The sequence below is a fragment of the Mycobacterium sp. E2733 genome (assembly GCF_001667585.1).
Lineage (GTDB): Bacteria > Actinomycetota > Actinomycetes > Mycobacteriales > Mycobacteriaceae > Mycobacterium.
On sequence record NZ_LZJZ01000135.1, the window covers coordinates 18,997 to 37,780 of the forward strand.

The window sequence follows — 18,784 nt, forward strand, 5'->3', positions numbered from 1 at the left end:
CGGATTTTGGTCTCACTGCCGTTCGGCCCGTGGGCGGGGTCGCGTGCCGCGGGGGCTGCCTCATGGGCGCCGGTAAACGCTACACCCGCCGCCGATTCCCTCGAAATCACTTGTTGCACAAGGGAACCAACCCGACCGGCACGCGCGGTTAAGCGCGGGGCGCGACGAGGGCGTTCCGAAGGTGTTCGCACTGACTGGCGAAGAAGTTCACCGACACCGGCGCCTTGTCCGCGATCTGGTCGAAGGCGTGAAAGGCGCCGGGGGCAATCTCCTCGTGCACGGGAACACCCGACTCGCGCAGGCGCCGGGCGTACTGCAGGCACTCCTCATAGAAGAGGTCCAATGTCCCGACACCGATCCACGCCGGCGGCAGGCCGGACAGATCCTCCCGACGAGCCGGAGCCGCCTGCTTGGGGTCGGCATCGTTGAGGTACCAGCGCCATGCCAGTTGGTTGTCGGTTTCGTTCCACACGAGGCGCTTGGGACCGTCGGGTCTGGCGCCGGTGCGATCGTCCAACATGGGATACACCAGCATCTGGTAGGCGAGTTTGACGTCATCGCGATCGCGGGCCAGGTGGGCCAGCGCCGCCGCGAAAAGCCCACCGGCACTGGCCCCGGCGATGCCCATCCGATCCGGGTCCACCCACGGCTGGCGCGCGAGCCACAGCAGCGCCGCGTAACAGTCCTCAACCGGAATCGGATACGGGTGCTCGGGCGCCAACCGGTGCTCCACCGCTGCGATCGCGACGCCCGTCCGGCGCGACATCTTGCGAAGGTATTTGTCGTCCTGGGCGGCGTGACCCATGATTGTCCCGCCGCCGTGCACCCAGAGCAGTGCCGGTGCCCGGTGGGGACCGTTGGTCGGACGATGCAGGCGAACGGTGACGTGCTCATCGACCGTGGCGACCGGTACGTCCCGCAACCGCCCCGTGCTGCTGAAGAGGTTCATGATCGCCCGCTGGACCTTGAGACCGCGGTGCAGGGCGTATCCGCGAGGCAGAAATCGGGCCACCTTGCGCAGACCGGGATTTACCGCGTGCCGTGAGGTGAAGGCATTGTCGCCGAATCCGTTTGCCATCCGATGCCTCTACTCCTCGCGCTGGCGGACAGGCTGAACATACCGGATCGGCATTCTGTCCCGACGCATCTTCAACGCGCTGACCAGGGACGCATCCGGACGCCCGATTGGTCGGACCGGGGACAGGGTATCCGCTGTCGTGGCCTCGACCCTTACCAAGATCATCAGCGTTCTGGATCCGCGCACCGGTGACACCGTCACGCAGCTGCCGATCACCGGGCCCGCCGACTGTGACGGCGCGATCGCACGTGCCGCGGCCGCGGCCGACGCGTGGGCGCGCACCCCGCCGGCCGAAAGGGCCGCCGCGATAGCGGCCGCTGCGGGCGACGTCGGCGCGGCCGCCGACGAACTCGCCGAACTGAACGAGCGGGAAACCGGCAAGCTGCGCTCCGACGCGCGCGGCGGCGTGGACGCCGGAATCGACACCCTGCTGCAGTACGCGCAACTCGGGCCGCTCCATCGCGGGCACGCTCTGCAGGGCGGGTGGGCCGCAACCGACCTGATGGTTCCCCAGCCCCGGGGCGTGGTCGCCGTCATCACGCCGTGGAACGATCCCGTCGCGGTGGCTGCAGGGCTGCTGGGCGCGGCCCTCGTGGCCGGAAACACCGTGGTACACAAGCCCAGCGAGCGCTGCCCGCAGACCGGCCGGCGGTTCGCCGAAATGCTGGCCACCCGGCTGCCCGATGGTGTGCTCGAGATTGTGGACGGCGACGGGACCGTCGGGGAACGCTTGGCGGCTTCGGAACTGGTCGACGTTGTCGCGCATGTGGGCAGCAGCGCAACGGGCCGGGAAATCGCGCGCGCCTGTGCCGAACGCGGCGCCAAGGCGCTACTGGAGAATGGCGGAAACGACGCGTTGATCGTCGACGCCGACGTGGATCCGGCGTGGGCGGCCGGCCAAACCGCCCAGGGTGCCTTCGCCAACGCCGGACAGATCTGCGTCTCGGTGGAGCGAATCTATGTTGTGCAATCGATCGCCGACGCTTTCCTCAACGCACTGATTGATGAGGCGATCTCGTGGGCCGACCGCATCGGACCGCTGGTCGACGAGCGTCATCGTGAACACGTGCATGCGCACGTCGTAGACGCGACGCGTGCCGGGGCTCACCTTCTGGTCGGCGGCGAGCCGCAGCCCGGGCCGGGCTCGTTCTATCCGCCCACGGTGTTGAGTGACTGCACACCCGAGATGTTGATCATGCGCGAGGAAACGTTCGGTCCGATCGCGCCGGTGCGGGTGGTTCCGGACTTCGCTGCCGCGCTGACCGAAGCCGCCAATGACCGCTACGGCCTGGCCGCCACGGTGCTGACCGGGAACATGGCGCATGCCCAGGAGGCGTGGCGGAGCCTTCCGGTGGGCACCGTGAAGATCAACGCCGTCTTCGGCGGTGCGCCCGGCGGAGCTTCGGAACCCCGCCGGGCCAGCGGCACGGGCTTCGGCTTCGGGCCCGAACTGCTCGAAGAGATGACCGCCACGAAGGTGGTGCACTGGTCGGCGCCCGGCGGCTGACCGGGCGCGCGGAGTGCTTGAGGCGCTGAATTCGGTTGGGGTGATGTGCAATTCGTCACAGTGACGAATTGGAGCTAAGTACGTGGAAGTGGGGCCGTAGCATGACCGGGCCCAATTCTGGATGATGCTTGGGGCGCGTAGGTCGTAACCCGGATCGTTGAGCAGGGTGGTCACGTCATCAAGGCCGGCACCAGGGGGACGGGGCACGGAAGATGCACCAGAGCGTCCTGGGCGTGCGCGGGCGGCCGGTGACCGAGTTGTGTGGATCGCGCCGTTCATCCGTGGCCCGTAGTGATGATCGGCGTCGAGTCGGCGCGGTTCGCTGGTGAGCGATCGCATCCGTGTCGCCAGTACCGCTCGGGCGGCGGTGCACAATTCGTCACCGTGACGAATTGTGGCCATGCACGCGGGAGGGGGGCTGGGGGGCATCGCCGGCTTCGCCAACCGCCCGATCATCGTGTCGTGGCCGGCGTCGGTCCCTTATCCGACCAGGCAGGTTTCAGGGGTCCCGCGTCAGAGCCGGACGGGTGGCGATTGCGCGCGAGCGCGCCCGCGTGTCTCGGCGGACTCGTCCCAACGTCGTCGAGAGTGCCACCTTCGTGCGATGACCGGGTAACCCGTTGTGCCGATAAGCGACATTATGTCAAGTCAGCGACGCGACCTTCAATCGGATGAATATGCCTTCCCCTACCCGTATAGCCGAGCCGCGGCGGCTCAGGTGTTCACCGGTTGTCGGTAGCGTTTCAGGGCTGTGCTGATGACATACGATCTCTGATCGAATCCGCTCGCGCGGTCATAAGTCTCCGCGCCTTATCCGCTACTAGCCCATTGTCAAGATCGCGATCGCGGCGACACCGATCACCGCGACGAGGGCTGCCAATATCACCGTGATCGCCGCGCGCACGATCTCTTCTTCCGTGGGCCGCCAGCGCGGCTTCAATTCGGCGAGAATGGTGTCCCCTTGCCAGGCGACAGCGTTGACTCTCGCTACCGCCGAAGCGAAATCGTCGTGCGCGTCGGACGTGTATTTCTCGAATAACTCGTGCGCGGCGATTGCGGTTGTCATATCAGCCCCCCAGGCTTGCGGATGCCGATCCGCGTTATTTGAGCGGAACGCTTCGGGATTCTCGTAGATCCGATGATACGAGTGCGGAAATCACGATTCCGGTAACGATCCTTAACGGTCACAGCACAGAGTCGTGCTCCGCGCCGACCCTGCTCGGCTGAAGGCGCCCCTACCTCGCTGTAGGGGCGGTATGGGCGGCTCCAATGTGCAGGCCAAGTTTGGGATCGGTAGCGATCGGCGCGTTGTCTACTCCAACTCGAAAGCTGCCCACCACGGGCCGCCACCCGATGGAATAGGAATCATGATGCGACGAATCGTGCGGTTTGCGACCACCGCCCTAGTGGCCGGCGGTTTGGGCGTCGCAGGTCTCGGGCTCGCCGCGGGCACCGCCAACGCCGATGGCGGCCCGCACCGCTGGTGCCCAGGGGAACCTCTGCCGCCGACCGGTAACCACGTCACCAATCCCGTCATTTGGGACAACAACATCTGCCACACCTACTATTACGTCTACTTCGGGCAGGGCAATGTCGCCCAGAACATTTGGGACGGCGACAACCCGCCGGCACCGCCGCCCCCGCCTCCGCCGGGGCTCATCAATAAGGACAACTGCCAACAGATCCTTGGCATCTTCTGCCCCCACGCGTGACGGGACAGCGCCCGCTGGCTACGGTCGAGCCGTCCGAGGTGGTCATCGCGAACTGGTGGCGACAGGGCATGTCCGGCAGCGGCGGGTGCGTTGAAGGCCTATGCCGGTTACCCGCACGGCATGCCGACTACGCACGCCGATGTCCTCAACCCCGATCTGCTCTCGTTCATCGCGTCCTGATCGGCAACGTCGGACCAGGTGGACACGACCATCGCCCGAGGGACGATGCTGGCCACTATCGAAATGCCCCACTCAACAACCAGATTGAACGGACCCCGAGGTTGAGTACCTCGTCGTTGTTGCGCTGGTCGGTGACGTGGATTGTTCCCCTTGCTAGTTGGCGGTGGAGGGTATGGCGATATCGACGAGATCGGATGCTGCCCCGAATAGGTGACCTTGTGCCAATGCGCACCCGGCTTTGAAAACCGTCTCGGCCTGCTCGACTGCTTCTATGCCTTCGGCAATCACGTTGAGACCGAGCGCCTCGCATAAGCCGATGACCGACCGGTACAACGTCAGGTTTCGGCCCGGCTCGACGCCCACTACGAGGCCGCGGTCGAGTTTCACGATTTGCACGGGCAATTCGTGAAGGTACGTCAGCGAGTTGTAGCCCGCGCCGAAGTCATCCAAGGCGACCCTGATGCCCGATTCGGACAGCCGTCTGATCGCTGCCGCCCCGTCGGGGACGTCAACTACGGGAACCGTCTCGGTGATTTCCAGGACTAGCCGGCGCGGAGATAAGCCGTGTCGCGCGAGCGTGCGGCTGACGACATCTTCGAACTCAACGCTGCCAAGTCGCGCAGCACCGACATTGATGTGGAGATCCAGATCGAGGCCCGCGGCTTGGATCTCCGCGCAGGCCAGATCGAGCACCATGGCATCGAGTTGTGCCCCCATGCCATTCGCTTCGGCCAGGGAGACGAATGTCTGGGGAGGAATCTGTATCCCGCTCGGTGTTGTCCACCGGGCGAGCGCCTCTACCGCGACGGGAACGCCCTGTGGGAGGGACACCACGGGCTGATACTTCAGCCGAAAGCCGTCCGGAATGCGCCCCTTCGCCTGCCGGAGCGCCGTCGAAAAATCTTCCGACACACTGAATGCCGGGTGGTAAACGACGGCGGTGTCCTTGCCCAGCCGCTTACCGGTGTACATCGAGATGTCGGCCTGCCTGAGCAGGTCGTCAGACGTCGGCGGGAGACCGTCACAACCGGGACTGACCAAGCCCATGCTGGCGCGCACCCGCACCGAACTCCCCTGCACCGAGAACGGACTCCGCAGCGCCACCCGTAGCGTGTCGGCGAAGATCTCGGGTCCTTCGACACCACCTGGGATCAGGATGGCGAACTCGTCTCCCCCAATGCGAGCCAGCGTGTCTCCGGGCCGGAGGCAACGCGCTAGGCGCTCGCTGATCGCGCACAGCAGCTCGTCGCCGGCGGCGTGCCCGAATCGGTCGTTGACCTCTTTGAAGTCGTCGATGTCGACGAAGATCAAAACGAACGGTCCCTCGCGTATCGCGTCATCCAGCCGCTGCGCCAACAACAATCGATTCGGTAGTCCGGTCAATGCATCGTGGTGGGCCTGGTGTGCAAGCCGGCGCTTGGCGTCCACGAGCTGTCCGGTCAACATCCGCTGCACGCGCATTGCCACCACGTAGCGGGTCGCGACCAGCAGTGCCATCGCCAGATAAGTGCTGACGAAGATCGGGTCCACCATTCGGCCGATGAGCACGTGGAACGCGAGGAGAGCGGTGCTGCCCATGAAGCCCACGTAGGGCAGGGTCAGCTGCGCCCAGTTCGTGGGTTGTTCCATCTCGTCGTGGGGTGGTCGGGGTCGGGGCGGCAGTTCAAGCAGGCTCCACGCGATCAACACCGGAGCGATGACGAATCCAGTGCCGACCCAAAGGTCCAACGTCGTCACTCCGACGCTCCGGAAGTAGGCCAGCAGCCTGTCCGAGGAGGTGAGGGTAATCACCGCGGCTGCAAGCAGCATGTAGTTCGCCCGGCCCGGCCGATACGGCGGGTACCACATCGCAATGAGAACTGCGGCCACCACCACGACGAGCTCAACAGCGGCAATTCCGATGACGACCGCGGAATTCGTCGACCGCGGCAGCGCGGCGCCGTCCATGGCACCCAGATGGGCGACGTACACCAAGTGGCAAAATGCCAGGGCCACCAGCGAGCCATCGAGGACGGTGGTGATGACCCCCGGCCAAATTCGCACCCATGCTCTGTTGTCGAGATGGTTCCCGGCACGCACGAGAAGCACCATTGCGGTGGCGAACAACAGTCCTGCGAGAAAGTAGCCGATGACGGCTGGTTGCGGCGCGGTTGCCCCGCGGTCCTCGGCGCGGCCCAGCCACGAGAAAAACTCGGCGGTCAAAAAGGTAACGATCGCCACGAGGAGCGCAACCCGCCACCACCGCCACAGGCCGGTCACCCGGCGCGTGACGACAAGCCCAGCGAGTAACGCGCCGAAACAGATCGTTGCTTCGAGGACAAACTGCACACGTTGCGCCGCCGCGACTCCCCACAGCCCGAGCGCGTTGAACCCCGCCGCGGCGACCACGACCGCAGATAGCCCGCGATACAGGCGACGACTCCCAAACGGCAACGCGCCCCCTCCAGCCTGCGGCGTTGACGCTCAATATCCTGACAGAAGAGTCTGACGGCCGGACCGTTATTGCACGATCACTGCGCGCGGTTTCAACCGCACATTTTGCGAGACCGGCGAGCCGAATGATCGCAGGTCGCAGCAGTCCTGTTACGACCCGTCCATCTCTACCCGCCGACGCGACGCGCCGACCGTAAAGTCCGGGAAACGCGACGGAAGCGGAGACGGTGAGCGCTAGCAAGGCTTACCCGATTGCGCACAAACAGGTTTCGGGTGCCGATTATCGGGCGGGTCATTCGGACCAATGATTCGAGGTTGAGGATCAGGTTGAAATGACCACGGGTAGAGCGGATCTGTGCTTTCGAGGCTTGCCGGCTACGCCGCAGATCCGCCACCATCTCCGGGCGCCGTCATCCTCGCAGTGAGGCGTCGCATCTGCTCACCATTGCCATCAGCGTCTGCTGGAAGGTGTGACCCGGCAATCTTTCTGGAATAACCGGCCGGTCGGCGGCACGGGTCCTGGAAACCATTGCGGGCGTGGTGGATCCGACCACCGAGGTGATCGGCGCCCAGGCCGGCGGAACCGACAGCGGCCCAAGCGCGACCGCCTTCCCTGCTTCCGCTGACGGCGCACCAACACCGGACGAGGGATGGAACGGCCAACCCACACGGGTGTTGGCAGGTTCCTCCATGCCGCCGCCTAGCACGGCTTTCCTGCCCTCAACCGGCACCCGCCAGGGCGCCGGCCTGGTCAGCACCGGAGACGGTGTGAGCCCATTCCAACAGCTCATCCACGTTGAGTTGAGGCTGAATTCCTGCGGTACCCGCGAGGCCTGGCGACGCCAGCCCGCCCAACGCGGGAACCCCTAAGACGCTCGGCGAACTAGGGATCGGCGTGACGGCGGCGACGGTGACGGTGCCGAACACGTTGGTGATGGACGCGCCAGCGGGGCCGGCGATGGCGGTTGCGGTGTTTGCGAACGTCTGGACGGCGACCTGTTCAGTGCCGACAACGGCGAGTGTGGCGGAGCCGTTGACGAGGCTGACCAGAACCTCCTGGAACGATCCGGGGGCAAGGACTATGGGACTCGAGCCAGCGGTGACGTCGACGCCCTCGGGATCAAAACACCGCCCTCGGAGCAGTCGATAATCGTGTGAATTGTGCTGCCAGGGTTGACGATAACGGTGCCGAAGCTGATGAGGTTGGTGCCGGAGCCGGTGATCGTGATCGAGCCGCTGTTGACGTACATGCCGGTGTTGGCGCCGACGGCGATGGTGTCTCCCGGCGCGACGGTGACAGTTTGGCCCGGAGCGAGGGGCCCGACGGTGTCGGCGGTGGTGGAGCTGAGGGTATGCATCGTCGCGTTGGTCGAGGCCAGCTGCTGTGTAGTCCCGGTGGCATTGCCGGCGGCCTGTGCCAAACTCTGGGCCTGGGCGCCCCGCCCCGCCGGGTTGGTCGTCTGCGGCGGCTCGTCGAACGGGGCCAAGGTGCTCGCCGTCTCGGCGGCGGCGGCATAGCCATACATCGCCGTGGCGTCTTGCACCCACATCTCCGTGTACTGGGCTTCAGTCGCCGCGATCGCCGCGGTGTTCTGCCCGAAGAAATTCGTCGCGATGAACACCATCAACTGCGCGCGATTGGTTGCGATCACCGGTGGGGGCACCGTCATTGCGAACGCCGCCTCGTAGGCCGCCGCCGCTCCGTAGGCTTGCGCGGCGGTCTGCGCGGCCTGAGCGGCGGCGGCGGACAGCCACTCCACATAGGGCGTGGCCGCGGCGGTCATCAGCACCGACGAGGGGCCGGACCATGCCTGGCCGGTCAATCCGGCCAGCTCGGCCGCGTAGCCGCTGGCGGTCGACTCCAGCTGGGCGGCCAACGCGTCCCAACCCGCCGCGGCCGCCAGCATCGGCCCCGACCCCGGGCCGGCATACATCAGTCCGGAGTTGACCTCCGGAGGCAGCGACGCGAAGTCCATGTCGTCAGTCCTCTCCGCGGACGGCGCTGGCCAGTTCAAGAGCGACCCAGGATTTTTCAATATCCATAGAATTACTCCCATGCGGAGCGTACAACCGCTGTGCGGTCTTTTCAACGACGATTGAAATGATAGGGTTCGCCCATGCCGCCACCTGGGAAGATGATGAAGCGCCGCGGTAGACGCCAAGGCGAGCCGGTATCGCGCGACACGGTTTTGCGCGCGGCCAAGCGGCAGTTCGCTATGCACGGCTATGACAAGACGACGCTGCGTGCCATTGCCGACGATGCGCGAGTAGATCCGTCGATGGTCCTCTATCTCTTCGGCTCGAAGGCCGCATTGTTTCGCGAGGCGATGAAATTGGTGCTGCCGTCTGACCTGCTCACGACTGAGCTCACCCGAAAGGACGACGACCTAGGCTGCCGCGTGGTGCGGGCCTACCTTGGTCTCTGGGAGCAACCCGATACGGCCGCGAGCATGGCGTCGATGGTGCAGTCCGCGACGACGAACAGCGATGCGAACGATGCATTTCGCGGTTTCCTGCACGACTACCTGTTCACTGCGGTGTCCGGCACTTTGGGCGGTGGTGAAGAAGCGCGACTCCGTGCGATGCTGGCCGCGACCAACCTCGTCGGCACCGCGATGCTGCGGTACATCATGCGTGTGCCGCCCCTGTCGACGCTTGGGGTTGATGAGGTGGTCGGGTTCGTGGGGCCTGCAGTGCACCGGTTCTTGACCGTCCCCGTCGACGAGCTCGGTCTGGACCTGCCGTCGCAGTAAGCCGGCCAAGCGCGCCGACACGGCGGTGAATGGCTCGACTACACCGCGGTCGCCTCGATGATGCTGAGCGGCGACACGGTGTCGACTATGCGATCTAACCGGAAACCGGCTTGGCCGAACAGGTGGCCGTATTCGTGCGCGGTGCGCTCGCGCGCGCCGGCGACGACGAGCATCTCGATGTCCACCCACTTGCCGTGGAAGTCGCGGTCATGGTCGGGAATGACGAACTCGCAGAGCAACAGTCGCGCGCCGGTGCGGGCCGCGGCGCGGATGTTCTTCAGAATGCGAACCGCGTCGTCCTCGGCCCAGTCGTGAATGACGTTCTTGAGCACATACGCGTCGCCGCCCTCCGGTACGGATTCGAAGAACGAGCCCTCCTCGATCCGGACGCGGTCGTCGACACCGTACTTGCGAAACAACTCGGGGGCGCCGGCTACGACCTCCGAAAGGTCGAACAGCACGCCGCGCGAATTCGGAGCCGTCTCCAGGATCGCCGCCAACAGCCGACCTTGCCCGCCGCCGACATCGACGATCGTGCCGAACGCACCGAAGTCGTAGGCCGCGGTCAAGGGCACGGTCGCGAACTCGGACACATTGGTCATGGCCGAGTTGAAGATTCCCCCCAGCTCAACTTCGTCAGCCAGGTACTCGAAGGCCGGCTTGCCGCGAAGCTCGGGAAGCACCGCATTTCCGGTCCGGATGGCGCCGGTCAGGTGGCTCCAGTGCTCGCGATGTTGAGGCGACCCAACCCATCGCGCCATCCCCGCCATTGACACGGGCGCGTCGGTGCGCAGAGTGTCCGCGAGCGGGGTGAGTGCGTAACACCCGTCGTTGCACTGGCGGAAAATCCCGATGCCGATCAGCGCGCGCATGAGTCGCGTCAGGGCGTCGGCGTCCGCGCCGACTCGTTCCGCCAGCTGCTCGCCGGATAGCGGGCCGTCCGCCAGGGCGTCCGCCACACCGAGATCCGCAGCGGACGTAATCGCTTGAGCAACCCACGCATTCAGGATCAACTCCATCATCACCGCCGCTCGCGGAGCGAAGCGTTGGCGTAACCGCGACAGTTGGTGGCGGACCTGTTCAACGGCTCGCGCGACCTTGACCGGCGGGACCTTGGTCGTCAAGTGACTCCCCTTCTCGTTCGTATTCGCCACGATGGGCGCGTTCCGCGGCTGAATTCTCTTAGGAATGATGCCTGCAAGCAACTCCTATTTCAATCACTATTGAAATTAGTCTCCCTTCCCTCTACAGTTCGGACAGGGGCCGGATGAACGGAGTGTCATGTCACGTTTAACCGCAAAGCTCGTCGTTACCGCGATCCTCGCGTTGACAGCCGTAACAGCAACCGGATGCGTCCCCACGGCCAGTGTGGGACCACCCCTCGGCGTTGCAGCGGGGTGAAGGTGCATCGCGCGAACGGCTTGGCGGCACTTCGTGAAGCAGTCAGGCACGGCCCGGGCGCCAGTGATGTCTCCCCTCTCGTCTGACGCCAAATGCCAAGGCGGCTAGACGTTGCGGCCGGTCATCGGGCATAGAAACTGTGGCCATTGTCTGGCGTCCAGCTTGAGTACGGGGCTACAGTGGGGGTCTCGGTCGCACACGTAGCGCGAATCCAAGTTCGGTACGGGCGGTGATGAAACAATGACCGGCACACTGCACAACGAGCATCTTCGGCACGACCATGTACATGGCTCCGGATGCGGTCACGTCGCGATCCCGCACGGTGACCACGTCGACTACGTCCATGACGGTCATGTCCATCGGCAGCACGAGAACCACTACGACGAGTGTGAGCCAGCGGGCCACACGGTGCACGAGCAACACGATCATCAGCACGGCGACGGGTGTGGCCACGTCGCGATCCCCCACGGTGACCACGTCGACTACGTGCATGACGGCTGTCGGCATGCCGCGCACGACGGACATTACGACGAGCATTGACGCCCAAGCGTTAAACGGAATTCAAGCCTCGCTGGCGTGCACTGTTCCGGTGTCCGCCGTGAGCTTCGTGCGCGGGATCAACGGCATACCGGTCCCGCGCCCCAAATCGATCGTCCACTAGCGTCGGCTCCTGCACGGCGGCATTCTGTGCTTCTCTCCCCCGCGCCTTCTGTTCGCCAAGTTCTCGCGAGGGTGTGAAACAACGCGGGCCCTGCACCTTAGGAGACGAGCAGGAGCGCGGAGGTGACGAACATGACGGCGGCCGTGACGCCGTGGACTCCCCAGGCGATCGCCTTGGATCCGCCCTGACGCAGCACGATCGCGGCGTCGGCGAGCGGAATGACCGTGGCGGCCAGCATCACCCAGCCGACCAGGTGGGTCGTGCTGGCAATCATCAGGATGATTACGAACAGCCCCGTGGCGATGTCGCGCACGCCCTTGACGCTCAGGTAGGCGCCCGCACCAGGCTGGTCCAGGTCGGGTAGCACGCCGTAGCCGGCGGCGGCGACACGCGGCGCGACGATGAACCGTGCGCCGATGAAGACGATGCCCGCGGCCAGGAGTCCGGCGAGCGTGTAGCCGATGTTGGTAGCGGTCATGTCGAGCACCCCTCGGGTTCGTCAGTGAATCGGCGAAAACGGCGTCGAAGTGGGCCGGCGGGGATCCAGGGCCGCGTCAGATCATCAGCACCACGCATAAGGCGGTCACGGCCAGACCCTGCAGCAGCGCTCGAGCGCCGATGATCGAGTCCCACTTTGCTTGCAGCGCACGTCCATTCGGCACCGGCTGGCTAGCGTCCGCCGCCGCTGTCAGTCGCCGATTGATGGGTGCGCTCACCTTCACGTACAGCGCAAGCCAGACCAACAGCAGGATCAGAGCGACGCCCGCCGCGATCGCCTCCGCCCCGTGCGCGGCCACCGTGGCCAGCACCGCACTCGTCGCAGTGGCCACCACCCCGACCGCCCCGGGCACAGGCATCCGCCGGTCTCCGTATTGGTGCACGCGTCCCGTGACCACAACCAAGGCATCGTCGTCGACCGACGCCAAGGCAGGTTGCAGCACGATCGCGCAGAACACGTCGGTGCCGTAGACGACTGCGGTACCAAGCACCGCGATCAGTGCAGCGGCACGGGCGATGACGTCCAAAACCATGTCGTAACTCCGCTCATGTTCGTACCTGCTAGCAACGCTAACCCCAGAGCCCGGTCGTGTCAATAGCAGTGCTAGAAGTCCTATCGACGCTACCAACGGACATGTTTGGACGTCGGCTTGGCGGCCGCCTTTGGGATCGGTAGCCAGCCAAAAGCGCCACAATATCGCGGTTACGGCGTTAGATACTTGCCTGACGACAGCGAAAGGACACTACCGTGGGTACAACCCCGATTTTCTTGAAAGCCGTTGCCGCGGCGGTGTTGTCGAGTGGCGTCGCGGTAGCCGGAATCGGGCTGGCCCTAGGTAGCGCGCAAGCCCAACCCGGCTCTGTGCTGCCGACGCATGGCTCCTCGCTGGAAGACGGGCCAGTACCACCGGGCGCAAGCGGCCCATATACGTGTTGTCCGGAAGATCAGAAAACCGGGCTTCATCCACAGACGGGACGCGGATGTCCGGGGACGGAAGTTCACTGGGATGCGAGTCAGTGCCATACCTGGTACGGCGTGGTCTGGGGGCACGGAAACGTCGCCCCCGGTATCTGGGAGGGCGCGGGTCCACCCCCGCCCGAGGCGACGCAGAAGCCGTGGTGTGGCTTTCCTTTCATGTGTTCGGGAACGCCGTGAGCTGCGCCTCGAATGCCCTTGCCCCCTAGTTCGGCGCCGGCCTATTGGTTCGGCCGAACGCGACGGGCCGTCGCTGGCGCCGCTGCCTCGCCTGCTGTTCGCTCTGGTGGTGCGCCCACCACGCACGCAGCGTCAGGACATCGATGGGCTCAGTGGGGTCGTCAAAAGGCGACGGTGCGGTATACAACATGGCGCCTTCGTTCGCTGAAAATTGTAGACGTCTACGTCCACTATCCATTCAGCCTACTTTACCTGACACGAGATCGCTACGTCCGAGAATCGGTTCGTCGCAAGCCATGTGCGCGCGTGAGCCGGCCAGCGACCGGCACACGTTGGCACCCGGGTCCCGTGTCCCACCACTCACCCCTCGACCCGAACGCCACCATAACGGCGGGACCAAGACGGCGAACGAACGTTTTGATTGACGGCCTCCCCTCGTCGTCTATGCATTATCGAACCGAGCCCCGGACTCAGGTCAAGACCATCGCGGCAAGTTGCAGATACGTTCGCCGCGGCGAGGGTCTCCGATGAATTTCGGACACTTCCGCAGTCAGACCTTTCGAGACGGAGAAATCGAAGCAAAGGTGTATCGCATGTCAACCAAGAACACGGCCCTGCCGCCAGTCGTTGATCAACAAACGTGGCGCGCCGCGCTCGACGAATTGCGCACAAGGGAGAAGGCCGCCACTCGCGAATTGGACGCGGTCGCCGCCCAGCGCCGGCGTCTGCCGATGGTCGCACTGGCGGACTACACACTGATCGGGGCTGACGGCCCGATCCGCGTGGTCGACGTGTTCGCCGGCCGCTCGCAGCTCATCGTGTACCACCACATGTGGTCGGACGGCGCGGAGTGGCAGTGCGGCGGCTGCACGGGTTTCACATCGCAGTTCACCCGACTGGAGTTCCTCGACAACTACGACGCCAGGTTCGTCATCGTCACCAACGGACCGATTGAGGAAGCCCTCCTCTATAAGCGGAAGGTGGGCAACCGGATGGAGTGGTACTCGTCATCGCAGAGTCCCTTCGCCGCCGACATGGATGCTCCGCCCGGCGGCGGTTTCGGGGTCAACGTGTTCCTACGCGACGGAGACCGCGTGTACCGGACCTGGCATACCAATGGGCGAGGCACCGAGCAGCTCAGTCACGCGTTCGGCTTGATCGACATCCTGCCTTGGGGCCGGCAGGAGGAATGGCTCGATTCACCCGAAGGATGGCCCTCTCGCCCCACCTACTCGGGTTGGCTTGGCTCCCCCGATATTGCAGCCGCCTACGGACCCGGTAGCGAGAACAACGAATGAGCGCCACCGCCGAACGTTACGTCGTCACCCGCACCATCGCGGCGACCCCGGCCGAGATCTTCGCCGTCCTCGTCGACCCATCCCGCCACCAGAACACCGAGCCCACTGATTGGGTCCGTGACGCGGTGGACGCTGCGCCCATCACCGGCGCGGGACAGATGTTCGCGATGAACATGTACCTCACACAAGCAGGCGGCGACTACGTCACCCACAACCTGGTCAATGTCTTCCACAAGGACCGTGCCATCGGGTGGATGCCTGGCGCGCTCGACGAGGCGGGCAATCACAATCCCGGTGGGTGGTTCTGGCGCTACGACCTCGCACCCCATGGGAGTGGCACCGACGTGACGCTCACGTATGACTGGAGCGGCGCACGGCAGGATTTCCGCGACCGAGTGGGCGAAATGCCGATTTTCGGTGAGGACTATCTCGCCGCGTCGCTGGTCGCCCTGGAGCGATCGATCGCGGACTGATCAGTCCGCGGCATCACCGTCAGTTGCGACACGACGACTACTGCGCCGCGAGCGTCGAGATGCCGGAGACTCGCGGGATCTCGGAAGCCGGTAATGGGGGGCAGAAGAAGTTCCCTTGCACGGCGTCGCAACCGTAATCCTTGAGTCGTTGGGCCGTTGCGAGGTCTTCGACGCCTTCCGCAACGGTGGCGATGCCGAAAGCAGATGCCAATTCGATGACCGAGTGCGTAATGATTGCGGCGCGGTCGTCGTGCAGGATCGGCGCGATGAATTCACGGCCGAGTTTGACTTCATCGACCGGTAACTCGCGCAGATAGGTCAGAGTGGCGTAGCCGCTGCCGAAGTCGTCGATCGCCACCCGAATGCCGTTCTCGCGCAGACGATCGAGCACCGTGCGGGCCCTCGCCAGGTCGGCCACCACCAAATCCTCGGTGATCTCAATCGTGAGCAAACTGGGAGACATCGCGTATGCGTTGAGCACGGACATGATCCGGTCCGGCAGTGCATCCTTATCCAGGGAGGGTGCGGCGAGGTTGATCGCGACGGGGATCGCGGCGTCGGCCTCGTGCCACGCGGCAGCGTCAGCGACGGCGCGCGACAGCACCAGATCGGTAAGCGCATGCATCAGCCCGTGTTCGCGGACCAGGGGCAAAAACTGGGCGGGCTCCAGCACACCGAAGCGCGGATGCTGCCACCGCACGAGCGCCTCTACCCCGCTCACGGCACCGGTCGTCATGCCGAATTTCGGCTGGTACAGCAGAGTCAGCGAGCCGTTCTCGATGGCGCGTCGCAGTTCGCCAAGCAGCTGCAATCGTGCGATGGCACTGTCGTATGCCGGCGCCTCGCCAAGCTGAGCGTCCATCTCAGGCGTGAACGTCCGCACGTTGGTCGAGCTCGCCAGCATCGCGACGGCGCGTGCCGCATCGGCGCGTTTCAGGAGATCCTCCGGCGTCGGGGCGGCGACCGGTTCCGATCCCGCCGAGGTGACGCCGATACTCACGCGTACGTCTAGGCGTTGATCCTCGATATCGACGGGTTCCTCGAAGGATCGGGCTATCCCGTTGGCAACGTGCAATGCCGCGTCGGGACGGTCTTCGACCAGGATCGCGAATTCGTCCCCACTCATCCGCGCAACGGTGTGGTTGTCATTGACGTTGGCCTGGATCCGCTCGCCAACGCTCCGCAGTAGCTTGTCCCCCACGTCGTAACCGAGCGTGTCGTTGACCAGCTTGAAATCATCTACGCTCACCGTGAGTACGCTGACCGGCACGCTGTGCTGAACGTGTAAGCGCAGCGCATGCGCCAGGCGATCGTCGAAGAGTCGCTGATTTGCCAACCCCGTCAACGGGTCCCGGAGGGCGGCGTCCGACACCGCGACGAGTAGACGTTGCTTTCGCTCGAGCAGCAATACGTGGCGGGCCAAGGTGGTGAGGAACAGCACCACACAAACCGAGAAGATGAACGCCTCTTTTCGGTAGGTGGGCCAAAAGTGCACAGCGCCAACGACAATGGCCAGCAGTACGGGCAGGTATGGCAGCCACAGCGACGCCCTCGACGAGGGCTGCGAAAAGCCGAGGTCGGGTTCCGGTGTCGGCCGGGAAGTGATTCCGGAGAGCGCGATGAAATACATTCCGCTGACCCAGCCGAGGACGACGAGGTCGTTGGGAGCATGGTCGGCGTAATCCATGTAGACGTGGACTATCCCGGCGGCTGCAATGTATCCCCAGCCCACCATCATCAGTGATGGTGAGAGTTTGCGACCGGCCTCGGCCTTCTTCACGACGATGAAGGTCGTGGCGACGAGCCCCACATATACGCCCGCGGCGGTGGCCAACAGGATCCGTGGAACGTTGACCGTCTGGGATGGGTGCCCAGGGCGACTCAGCGGCAGAATGACGAGAACCACCAACAGCGACGCGGTGACGAGGACGCCGTCAATTAGGAGGCCGATTCCGAATCGGGAGTCGTCGCGGCTGGGAATCGTAATTGCGATGGCCAACGCGCACAGCGGCAAGATCAGGTAACCCAAGTTGGCGGCCGAGAGATCCGCGGCCGGAGGATTGCCACCCACAGCGACGTAACACCACACTGCCTGGCCGACGGTCCAGCCGAACAATCCGGTCGCCATGACGGTCCACGCAAGGCGTTGGCGGCCTCGAGAACCGCGCGCGGCACTGGCTGAACATGCGAGTGCGAAGACGCCCGCAATGACAGAGCCGGCCGGGGCGAGTAACCAGCGGCCCGGGGCGCCGTTCGCGCCGAACAACATCGCCGCGAACACGAGGAGCCCGATAGTCGCCAACACGACCACCACAAGGCGGCTTCGTGTCAGTGACAACATTCCCCTCAATCTGCCGGGTGCGGTTCGCAAGCAGGATAAGACACACCGCAAAAGTAGTTCTGCAAATTTGCCTACCTGTTTCTCGGCCATTACGGCAATGAACGGTAGCCGGACACCACACCAGCTCCACTGGCTATGGGAGGCCTCCTTTGGGCGGGTGGGCGTATGAACGAGACCCGAAACGCCTACTCACTAAAGAACGCGATCGCGACAGAGCGTGAGAACGCGGACCCGCCTTCGGGAATTTTCGTTATTGTCCATACCTGAGCAGCTTTGAAGCGGCACAGTTTTGGCGGCCACGCTGACGCAAAGAATGGAAGGTAATCGGATGCCCTCACGTCGTTGGCTGGCCGTACTCGCCATACCCATGATGTCGGGCGCTGCCCTGGCCGGCAGTGCTGCGCTTGCGGCCGCCACCCCGCAGGATGACGCATACCTCGCACAACTGCGTGCCGTCGGACTCACGTGGCCGCCCCGAACGGAAGAGGCGCTCATCGGGGAGGCCCACCTCATCTGCTACGACCTCACGTGGGGTTGGACGCCACAACAGATTGCCGACGACGTTCACGCTCATTTGAACGCGAGGGGCGTGACGCTGTTGGACGTCGGCACCATGGTCGACGCCGCGCACTCCACCTACTGCCCCGGCAATGTGTGCGACGCGCCCAGCCTCTGCACATGACAGCCCCGGCGCCGGGCTACCGCCAACGGACGCGATGCCTGGCTGTAGCGTGGCGGCCGTGAAATCCTCCCTGGTTTATTCCGCCATCGCGGCCTGTGCCATCTCAACCGTTCTGACGCTCGCCGGATCGGGCACGGCAACCGCGGCCGGCTCCTGCCCCACGGCACCCCCGCAGAATGGCGGAACGCCCGACTGGACACTGGCCGGAAGCACCGGCAGCGTCGCGGTCACCGGGTCCACGGACACGACGGCACCGCGCGTGGACGTGACGACCCCGTTCAGCGTGACCCAAACTCAGGTCCATACGCTGCACGCGGGAGACGGGCCCGTGGTCCCCGCCGCCGCCAGGGTTTCCGTCTGCTACATGGGCGTCAACGGACGTGACGGGTCGGTGTTCGACAACAGCTACGAACGGGGCGCCCCGGTTGACTTCCCGCTCAACGGAGTCGTGCCGGGCTTCCAGAAGGCCATCGCGGGACAAAAGGTCGGGTCCACGGTAGGCGTCGCGATGACTTCCGCGGATGGTTACCCCAACGGCCAACCCAGCGCTGGAATCCGGCCGGGCGACTCGCTCGTGTTCGCGATCAAGATCCTCGGCGCATCCAGCTAGC

Annotated in this window: 17 protein-coding genes and 2 pseudogenes; 10 read left to right on the plus strand and 9 right to left on the minus strand. The window is 64.8% G+C overall.

Features of this window, described 5'->3' with window-relative positions:
* Nucleotides 1-148 precede the first annotated feature (148 nt).
* Entirely contained in the window at nt 149-1,078 is a 930-nt protein-coding gene (locus A5678_RS24595; protein ID WP_068048274.1) for an alpha/beta hydrolase, read from the minus strand.
* A gap of 163 nt (nt 1,079-1,241) precedes the next feature.
* On the opposite strand from A5678_RS24595, the gene A5678_RS24600 reads away from it, so the two are divergent.
* On the plus strand, nt 1,242-2,585 hold the full coding sequence (locus tag A5678_RS24600) for an aldehyde dehydrogenase (protein WP_068048502.1): 1,344 nt from the start codon (nt 1,242-1,244) through the stop codon (nt 2,583-2,585).
* Nucleotides 2,586-3,405: 820 nt separating this feature from the next.
* On the opposite strand, the gene A5678_RS24605 is transcribed toward A5678_RS24600, so the two are convergent.
* Nucleotides 3,406-3,651 (minus strand): hypothetical protein, encoded by a 246-nt coding sequence (locus tag A5678_RS24605; protein WP_068048276.1) that lies wholly within the window; start codon nt 3,649-3,651, stop codon nt 3,406-3,408.
* Nucleotides 3,652-3,952: 301 nt separating this feature from the next.
* Between A5678_RS24605 and A5678_RS26810 the strand changes: the two genes are divergently transcribed.
* Nucleotides 3,953-4,297 (plus strand): hypothetical protein, encoded by a 345-nt coding sequence (locus tag A5678_RS26810; RefSeq protein ID WP_231983756.1) that lies wholly within the window; start codon nt 3,953-3,955, stop codon nt 4,295-4,297.
* A 23-nt stretch (nt 4,298-4,320) separates the two neighbouring features.
* Nucleotides 4,321-4,477, plus strand: a pseudogene (locus tag A5678_RS28110) (alpha/beta hydrolase); the annotation flags it as partial.
* A 153-nt stretch (nt 4,478-4,630) separates the two neighbouring features.
* Here A5678_RS28110 and A5678_RS24615 read toward each other — a convergent pair.
* Together A5678_RS24615 and A5678_RS28370 are read right to left on the minus strand one after the other, a co-directional pair.
* Nucleotides 4,631-6,865 (minus strand): bifunctional diguanylate cyclase/phosphodiesterase, encoded by a 2,235-nt coding sequence (locus A5678_RS24615; protein WP_231983757.1) that lies wholly within the window; start codon nt 6,863-6,865, stop codon nt 4,631-4,633.
* Nucleotides 6,866-7,320: 455 nt separating this feature from the next.
* On the minus strand, nt 7,321-7,500 hold the full coding sequence (locus A5678_RS28370; RefSeq protein WP_368664904.1) for a hypothetical protein: 180 nt from the start codon (nt 7,498-7,500) through the stop codon (nt 7,321-7,323).
* On the opposite strand from A5678_RS28370, the gene A5678_RS28115 reads away from it, so the two are divergent.
* Nucleotides 7,448-7,780, plus strand: coding sequence for a hypothetical protein (locus A5678_RS28115; RefSeq protein WP_231983758.1), 333 nt, complete (start codon nt 7,448-7,450; stop codon nt 7,778-7,780). The two genes, A5678_RS28370 and A5678_RS28115, sit on opposite strands and share 53 nt — an antisense overlap.
* Nucleotides 7,781-8,307: 527 nt before the next feature.
* On the opposite strand, the pseudogene A5678_RS28120 reads toward A5678_RS28115, so the two are convergent.
* Nucleotides 8,308-8,886, minus strand: a pseudogene (locus A5678_RS28120) (PPE family protein); the annotation flags it as partial.
* Nucleotides 8,887-9,027: 141 nt separating this feature from the next.
* Between A5678_RS28120 and A5678_RS24630 the strand changes: the two are divergent.
* Nucleotides 9,028-9,663 (plus strand): TetR family transcriptional regulator, encoded by a 636-nt coding sequence (locus tag A5678_RS24630; protein ID WP_068048289.1) that lies wholly within the window; start codon nt 9,028-9,030, stop codon nt 9,661-9,663.
* A gap of 38 nt (nt 9,664-9,701) precedes the next feature.
* Here the strand turns inward: A5678_RS24630 and A5678_RS24635 are convergent, their stop codons facing one another.
* Entirely contained in the window at nt 9,702-10,787 is a 1,086-nt protein-coding gene (locus tag A5678_RS24635) for a methyltransferase (protein ID WP_068048292.1), read from the minus strand.
* A 517-nt stretch (nt 10,788-11,304) separates the two neighbouring features.
* Between A5678_RS24635 and A5678_RS28125 the strand changes: the two genes are divergently transcribed.
* Nucleotides 11,305-11,604: a hypothetical protein gene (locus A5678_RS28125; protein ID WP_082945733.1), complete on the plus strand. Its 300-nt coding sequence runs from the start codon at nt 11,305-11,307 to the stop codon at nt 11,602-11,604.
* 218 nt (nt 11,605-11,822) lie between these two features.
* On the opposite strand, the gene A5678_RS24645 is transcribed toward A5678_RS28125, so the two are convergent.
* Complete coding sequence (locus tag A5678_RS24645) at nt 11,823-12,203, minus strand: DUF4267 domain-containing protein (RefSeq protein ID WP_068048506.1); 381 nt, start codon at nt 12,201-12,203, stop codon at nt 11,823-11,825.
* A 76-nt stretch (nt 12,204-12,279) separates the two neighbouring features.
* A complete protein-coding gene (locus A5678_RS24650; protein ID WP_068048297.1) occupies nt 12,280-12,756 on the minus strand; it encodes a DUF1772 domain-containing protein in 477 nt (158 codons plus the stop codon).
* Nucleotides 12,757-13,972: 1,216 nt separating this feature from the next.
* On the opposite strand from A5678_RS24650, the gene A5678_RS24655 reads away from it, so the two are divergent.
* Entirely contained in the window at nt 13,973-14,677 is a 705-nt protein-coding gene (locus A5678_RS24655; RefSeq protein ID WP_068048509.1) for a DUF899 family protein, read from the plus strand.
* Entirely contained in the window at nt 14,674-15,150 is a 477-nt protein-coding gene (locus A5678_RS24660; protein ID WP_068048300.1) for an ATPase, read from the plus strand. Before A5678_RS24655 ends, A5678_RS24660 begins: the two co-directional genes overlap by 4 nt.
* A 37-nt stretch (nt 15,151-15,187) precedes the next feature.
* Here A5678_RS24660 and A5678_RS24665 read toward each other — a convergent pair whose 3' ends face one another.
* Nucleotides 15,188-17,581, minus strand: a complete 2,394-nt coding sequence (locus tag A5678_RS24665) for a bifunctional diguanylate cyclase/phosphodiesterase (RefSeq protein ID WP_082945734.1) — start codon at nt 17,579-17,581, stop codon at nt 15,188-15,190.
* 280 nt (nt 17,582-17,861) lie between these two features.
* Here A5678_RS24665 and A5678_RS24670 point away from each other — a divergent pair, with 280 nt between their 5' ends.
* Both A5678_RS24670 and A5678_RS24675 read left to right on the plus strand, forming a co-directional pair.
* Complete coding sequence (locus A5678_RS24670; RefSeq protein ID WP_082945736.1) at nt 17,862-18,173, plus strand: DUF732 domain-containing protein; 312 nt, start codon at nt 17,862-17,864, stop codon at nt 18,171-18,173.
* 49 nt (nt 18,174-18,222) lie between these two features.
* On the plus strand, nt 18,223-18,783 hold the full coding sequence (locus A5678_RS24675; protein ID WP_231983759.1) for an FKBP-type peptidyl-prolyl cis-trans isomerase: 561 nt from the start codon (nt 18,223-18,225) through the stop codon (nt 18,781-18,783).
* Nucleotide 18,784 lies beyond the last annotated feature (1 nt).